The organism is uncultured Alistipes sp. (assembly GCF_902388705.1).
Taxonomy (GTDB): domain Bacteria; phylum Bacteroidota; class Bacteroidia; order Bacteroidales; family Rikenellaceae; genus Alistipes.
This window is the reverse complement of record NZ_CABMQJ010000079.1, coordinates 1-7,103: the sequence shown is the minus strand read 5'-3', so window position 1 is coordinate 7,103 and position 7,103 is coordinate 1. Positions and strand designations below refer to the sequence as shown.

The 7,103-nt window shown below is 61.1% G+C and carries 3 protein-coding genes and 1 pseudogene; 2 read left to right on the top strand and 2 right to left on the bottom strand.

Going from position 1 to position 7,103, the window contains the following annotated elements; all coding sequences use genetic code 11:
- Window positions 1-844 (top strand): annotated as a pseudogene (locus QZT71_RS11480) (TonB-dependent receptor); the annotation flags it as partial.
- Window positions 845-965: 121 nt separating this feature from the next.
- Here QZT71_RS11480 and QZT71_RS11475 read toward each other — a convergent pair.
- Together QZT71_RS11475 and QZT71_RS11470 are read right to left on the bottom strand one after the other, a co-directional pair.
- The gene (locus tag QZT71_RS11475; protein ID WP_295916312.1) at window positions 966-2,597 is read right to left on the bottom strand and encodes a SusD/RagB family nutrient-binding outer membrane lipoprotein; all 1,632 of its coding nucleotides are present in this window, start codon (window positions 2,595-2,597) and stop codon (window positions 966-968) included.
- 3 nt (window positions 2,598-2,600) lie between these two features.
- Window positions 2,601-5,690, bottom strand: a complete 3,090-nt coding sequence (locus QZT71_RS11470) for a SusC/RagA family TonB-linked outer membrane protein (RefSeq protein ID WP_295916309.1) — start codon at window positions 5,688-5,690, stop codon at window positions 2,601-2,603.
- Between the two features lie 297 nt (window positions 5,691-5,987).
- Between QZT71_RS11470 and QZT71_RS11465 the strand changes: the two genes are divergently transcribed.
- The coding region (locus QZT71_RS11465; protein ID WP_295916306.1) for an MBL fold metallo-hydrolase at window positions 5,988-7,103 on the top strand (1,116 nt) is incomplete at its 3' end.

The following is a 7,103-nucleotide window of genomic DNA, read 5'->3' as shown; positions in this document are numbered from 1 at the left end:
CTCGGGCCGGCTTTCGCTCTCGGCCTCGGGCACCATCGGCCGCGACGCCGCCGACGACCGCACAGGCGCGGGCGCCATCCTGCAGGACTACCGCTCGATCGTCTGCGGAGTCGGCGAATACCTGCAGGCGCTGCAGCGCAGCCTCTCCGCAGGCATCACGTACAAGAACCCTATCGGCGGCTTTTTCACGAACCTGCTCGTGCTGCGCTCGTGGAACGACCGGCCTTTCCTGCCGACACAGCAGTTCGACGGCGACTACATCGTATACGGCTCCGAGCGCCGGACGAACCGGGTGCGCACCTGGTATTTCTCGGGCGACGCCAGCCAGAACATCGACGCCCTCAACGGACAGGCAGGCGTAAGCGTCAGCTACAACCGCAGCGACATGGAGATGCTCCAGGAGCAGGTTCCGACGCCGTACCAAACCTCGACGCTGACCGTCGCGCCGCGTTTCAACTTCCGCTTCGCCGCATGGCTCAACACCGAATACCGGCTGGCATACCGCTACACCACGCTCGCCATACGCCGCCGGAGCCCCGACGCGCGGCACCATTTCGACCAGCGGCTGACGGTGAACGTCATCCCCGCGAAACAGTGGATAATCCAACTGACGGGCGAACACTACTACTCGCAGCTGTCCGCCCGGCAGGGCAAACACCTGCTGCTCGCGGATGCGTCGCTGCGCTGGAAAGCGAATGCGAAATGGGAAGTCACGGCAGCCGTAACGAACCTGCTGGGCCGCAACGAATATGCCTACACCCTGTTCGACGGGGTGAGTTCCGACTCCTGCCGCTACGCCATCCGGCCGCGCAACGTCCTGCTGGGCGCAAGCCTGCGGTTCTGACGGAAGCACGCCAGCACAAACGAACGGGCAATGGGAGGGTGAAAACAAAAAACGGCGTCCCCATGAAGGGGACGCCCTGTGCATAAGGCTGCGGAACCGGTATCCACGCAGGCCCGGCGTGTCAGAAATTACGCCCGGTATCCCACCACAGGCGGGTGCCGCCGTGATCCGGGCCGCCGAGTGCCTTGATGAGCACTTCGTACTGCAGCGGATCGGAGTTTTCGAGCGTCGCGGGGAAAGGCAGGCGGCGAATCATCGTTTCCGTGTCGATACTCTGCCCCCGGCTGTGGTTGAACCGTACGGGGAACAACCGCGGATAACCCGTGCGCCGCTGTTCGGCCCACGCCTCACACCCCTCGGGATACATGGCTATCCATTTCTGGGTAATAATCTTTTCGAGTTTGATTTCGGCGGTAAGGCTCTCGTCCCAGCGGGGCGACACGCGGCACCGGGCGGCAATGTCGTTCTCCGAATCGAGGGGATCCCGGTAATCGGCCGCGATATTGTCGCCCGCAAGATAGCTGTCGGCCCCGGCGACCTGCCACTGGGCGAAGGAGATATTGACGCCGGTACGGTAGCACGTTTCCGCACTCTCGGATGTCCATCCGCGCAGGGCCGCCTCGGCGCGCAGGAACCACACCTCGGCAGCACACATCAGCGGAGCGTCGGTGGAGGTTTCGACTGCAAGGCGCGAAAACGCGGCGTAATAGTTATGCGAAAACGCCGTACCCTGCCGGATACCGTGGAATCGGCCTTTCAAGTCTATCGTCACGTCCCCGCCCTGCCCGTCGGCGATGATTAAATCGGAGCGGCACGGCTCGAAAAACTTTGCCAGGCGCGGATCGTCGTACCCCGTCAGGATGGATTCCATCGAGGCGTTCATGACCGCCTCGTTCCAGTTGCGGTTGATTTCGCCCAGCGGATTGGAATAGACTCCCGACGCAGCGACGGCCGCATTCGAGGTATTGGTTTCGATTACGCCGCCGGGCGCCGCCAGCGCTTTGCGGAACTCCGTCCGGGCTTTTTCCGGCGCAACCACGGCAAGGCGCACGGCCAAGCGCATGCGCAGCGAATTGGCCAGGCGGAGCCAGGCGGAATAACTGCCGTCCAACAGGATGTCGAACCGCGCGAATTCATTGGCCGCAGGCCGCTGGGCGATATAGTCCGCCAGTATCCGCACCGCCTCGTCCAAATCGTCGAAGAAATGCATGTACACCTCCTCCTGACTGTCGGGGGCATACTCGCTTCCGCTGCTGTTGCCGAAATGGGTATAAATCACGGGGCCGTAATAATCCGTCACGCGGTGCATGGCCAGCACCTTGAGTATCTTCGCAATGGCGTAGAACGCAGGCATCAGCTCCGGTGCGGTCTGCTCCAGCCGGTATATCTCGGGCATGACGTAGGAGTAGGTAAACTGCCACATGGCGCTGTTCCAGCCGTCCTGCAGGTTATAGTCCGAATTATGGCTGCCGCCCAGCAGCGGTTTCGGGTCGTGCATGTAGCCCGAGAACATGTCCGCATTGAGGTTCTGCGTAAGCTGGAAAGGCCAGTTTTTGCCCTTGCCGAAGTCGTAATTGAAATAAATCCCCTGCTGGATAATCCCGAGGCGGTAGCCCAGGCCGCTGTTGTCGGCCTCGAGGTCTTCGTCGGTGAGTCCCGAGCGGTCATCGTTTATATCCCGGAAATTGCCCGTGCAGGCCCCGATGAAGCCTGCACAGCAGAGTGCCAGGAAATATATGTACCAGCGTTTCATCCGTTAAAATTCCAGTTTGATGTTGAATCCGATGCTCCGCACGGTGGGCATTCCGTACACGTCAATCCCCTGGTTGTCGTTGCCCGTCGAGAGGACGAGGTCGGGGTCGAACGGCGCAGCGTTGTAAATAAAGAACAGGTTGCGGGCGACCAGCGACACGGTCACGCCGCTCAGCACGCCCGTGCGGCGCAGCAGCCGCTGCGGCAGTGAATAGGAGACCGAAAGCTCGCGCAACCGGATGTTCGTGGCGTCGTACATATAATACTCCGTCACCCCGGCCCGGCCGCCGGCCAGTTTGTAAAAACCTTTCACATCGTCGATGCGCTGCCCCTCGAGCATCACGTAGCCGCGATCGCGCGCGTCGGCCGTCGCCTTCGTCACGCCGAAGGAGTCCATGTCGGCCATCGTCTGCGAAAGAAGCCGGCCGCCGTAGCGGCAGTCCACCAGCATCGACAGCGAAACGCCCTTGTAGGAAAAGGAGTTGTTCCACGACAGCGAAAAAACAGGATTGGCATTGCCGACTTTCACGGTATTGCCGTCGCCCGTCGTGCGGGGCAGGCCGGTGTTGTCGCCCTCGGTTTCGTAAAGTATCCGGCCGTTTTCGTCGCGCTCGAAAGCCCGGCCGTAGATGTCGCCGATCGATCCGCCCTCGACCAGTTTCATGGCGTAGGAGGAGGAGAAACTCGACGGGCCGTAGACATATTCGCGCAACTCGTCGTGGAGTTTCACCACCCGGTTCTTATTGTGTGCGAAGTTCACCGTCGAACGCCACGTAAGCGCGCCCCCGTATACCGGATAAGTGTCCAGCGACAGCTCCACGCCCTCGTTTTCGATATTTCCGGCATTCTCGTAGCGGAAGGCATACGCCTCGCCCGAGAGGGCGGGCAGTTTGAAGAACTGGTTGTGCGTATTGGTCTTGTAATAGGTGGCGCTGACGCCCAGCCTGTCGCTGAAAAAGCGCCATTCGAGGCCCGCCTCGAGGGCGTTGGTCATCTCCGGCTTGAGGTCGGTGCCCGGGGCCGCATCGGCTGCGTTGATCCCCCCGCCCGCCGTGATGTGGGCCTTGGGATTGGTGATGAACATCGGAATGTCATTGCCCACGCGGCTCCACGTCAGGCGCACCTTGGCGAACGAGATCCACGCGGGCAGCTTGAACATCTTGCCGATTACCCACGACGTTCCCAGCGAATAGTAAAAGAACCCGCTGCCCTCGTGCGAGGTGTAGGCGAGCGTCGAAGCCCAGTCGTTGCGCCCCGTCACCTCGAAATTGAGGCTCTCGGCGTATTTGACCGACGCCGTGGCGAAAAGCGACTGTATCTGCCGCCGCGCGTCGATTTGCTCGTCGACGTAGGCCGAACTGTTCATGACGATGTTGGCGACGTTGAACACGTTGGGATAATAGAGCGACGCCGTTTTGGAATCGATGCGCAGCGAATTGACCGTCCGGTCGTTCAGGGAGGCGCCGACGGTGGCGCTCAACGTCCAGTCGGGGGTGAAGCGCCGGTCGAACATGGCCAGCACCTCGCCGTTGAAGAGCGTTTCGGCATAGCTGTTTTCGATGTAGCGTCCGTTGGCACCGGCCAATGCGGGCGCAGTCGAAGCGTAGAACCGCTGCCGCACCTTGTCGCTGATGTAATCCACGTTGCCGCGGGCCTTGAGGCGGAGCCAGTCGTTCACTTTCCAGTCGGCCGCGAGCGACGCCATAATGCGGTTGCGGATGCTCTTGCTGCGGATACGGTTGACAATCCAGTAGGGGTTCTGCTCGAAATCCTCGCTCGGGGCTATCCAGTCCTGCACGTTGAGTTTGCGGTCGGCATCGTAAACCTCGAAATGCTCGCGGTAGGGCGTGATGTCCACTCCGCGGGGGAAACGGTAGAGCCCGACCAGCGGATTCATGTAGAATCCGCCCGGCACCGGCTTGTCCTTGACGACCTGGCGCATGAAATTGATGTTTCCGTCGAGTTTGACCCGCTGTCGGAAAAGATCGGTCGTGGTGCGCAGGTTGAAGTTATGGCGCATCAGGCTGTTCGAGCCCGTGATTCCCCGCTCGGCCGTATTGGCATAGGAGAAATAACTCTGCATCTGCTCCGTACCCGAGGAGACCGAAACCGAATTTATCGCCGTGACACCCGTCCGGAAGAAGTCGCCCGCATTGTCCCGGGCTTTCATCTGCGTGCGGGCTCCCCAGCTTTCGACCCCGCCGCTCACCCCGTAGCGGTTCTGGAACCGGGGCAGGCTGAACGGAGCCTGGAACGTGAGGTTCGAGGTGAACGTCACGGGCTGCTGCTTGCGGGCGTTGCCCTTCTTGGTGGTGATGAGGATTACGCCGTTGGCGGCCTGGCTTCCGTACAGCGCGGCGGCCGGGGCGCCTTTCAGAATCGAGACGCTCTCGATGTCTTCGGCATTGAGGTTCGAAATGCCGTCCCCGCCGTCGCGGTTCCCGGCATCGGCGACACCGCCGATGGCCGAATAGGCCTGCTCGGGCGTGGAGTTGAGAATCGGCATGCCGTCGACCACGTAGAGCGGCTGGTTGTCGCTGGCCACCGAACGCACGCCGCGGATGCTCACTTTGGCCGAGGCGCCGGCACCGGAGGAGTTCTTGTTGACCTGCACGCCGGCCGATTTGCCCGACAGCGACAGAATCAGGTTGGGGTCTTTCACCGCCGTGAGCTGCGAGCCCTTTATCTTGTCGGCCGAATAGGTCAGGTCGGCATAATTGCGTTCGATACCCAGCGCCGTCACGATCACCTCGTCGATGGCTTTGACATCCTCCTCCAGCACGATATCGAATTCGGTACGGTTGCCCGTTTCGACACTGCGGCCGACATACCCGATGTAGGAAACATCGAGTACGGCGCCGGGCAGCACCCCCATCGAGAACTCGCCGCCGGAGAGGGTCGCCACGCCGTTGGAGGTTCCCCGTTCCACGACGGAAACCCCGACAAGGGGCGTACCCGCCGCATCGGTGACATGGCCTTTGACCACTATTTTATGCTGCACCGTACCCGACTGCGCCGCAGAGGGAACCGCCAGGCACAGACAGACGAGCAGGGGCACGACGAACCGGAGTCTCCGGCATACCGGCCTCAACATTTTTCGAACACAAGACGTAACGGGCATCACTGATAATAAAGCTATAATTGACAAAAATATAAAACTTTAGTGTATATTCGGTAAAAAATTAAAAAAACAGGCAACTATTTCGCCAACGCGACAGTCGAAACAGGCCAAAACCGCACCTGCACAATAGTTTTCCGACCGATGCGTTAGGGTATCCGGGCGTGCCGGCCTGTCGCAAAAACGTAAAAAAGGTAGCTGGAACCGTAATTCGCGTAGTGATTTTCCGGTGCAAAAACGGTAACTTCGCACCGACAACCAGCCAAAAAAAGTATGTTTAAAAACAAAAGGGGACGCAAAATGGGAATTTTATTAATCATAACGCTCGCGGCGGCAATCGCAGCGGCCGTCATCGTCAGCCTGCCGCAGTTCGGGCGCCTGCCCCGGGGCGAACGGCTCGGGCGCATCCAGCGCTCGCCGAACTACCGCGACGGACAGTTCCGCAACCTGGAGGCGAGCCCGATGATGACCGGCGACAAGAGCCGTATCCGGGGAATGCTGGAATTCCTGTTCCGCGACAAGGAGGGCCTGCGGCCGGAAACGGAAATCCCGGCCATCAAAACGGACCTGCATGCGCTCGCGCCGGACAGTGACGTGGCGGTGTGGTTCGGCCACTCCTCCTACCTGCTCCAACTCGACGGCAGGCGCATACTGGTCGATCCGGTATTCCGCGCGGGAGCGCCTTATGCCTTTCTCAACAAGCCGTTCAAAGGGGCCGACGCCTACCGCCCGGAACAGATGCCGGACGTAGACTACCTCGTCATCACGCACGACCACTGGGACCACCTCGACTACCGCACCGTCACCGAACTCAAAGGGCGCATCGGGAAGGTAATCTGCCCGCTGGGCGTCGGCGAGCACTTCGAATACTGGGGCTTCGACCCGGCAAAAATCGTGGAGCTGGACTGGAACGAGCAGGCCGCACCCGGCGACAGCTTCACGGTACACTGCCTGCCGTCGCGCCACTTCTCGGGCCGCGGGCTCAAATCCAACCGGTCGCTGTGGGCGTCGTTCCTGCTGCAAACTCCGTCCCGGCAGGTATATATCGGCGGCGACGGCGGTTACGGCCGCCACTTCGCCGAAATCGGGCGCCGATTCCCGGGAATCGATTTGGCCGTACTCGAAAACGGACAGTACAACGAAGCCTGGAAATACATCCACACGATGCCCGGGCAGCTGGCGCAGGCCGCCCACGACCTCGGCGCAAAGCACATCATGACCGTGCACCACTCCAAATTCGCACTCGCCAAACACCGCTGGGACGAACCGCTGAAAAACGCCGAAGCGCTGGCGGCGGACAGTACGCTGCACGTACTGCGCCCCGTTATCGGCGAGGTCGTCGCCCTGCCGGACACGAGTCCCGCCCCGCCCCCTGATGCGGAGCCTGCC

Excerpts from the sequence above, each read along its gene's own strand:
- QZT71_RS11470 (WP_295916309.1), bottom strand. The coding sequence starts at position 5,690 with ATGTTGAGGCCGGTATGCCGGAGACTCCGGTTCGTCGTGCCCCTGCTC.
- QZT71_RS11475 (WP_295916312.1), bottom strand. The coding sequence starts at position 2,597 with ATGAAACGCTGGTACATATATTTCCTGGCACTCTGCTGTGCAGGCTTC.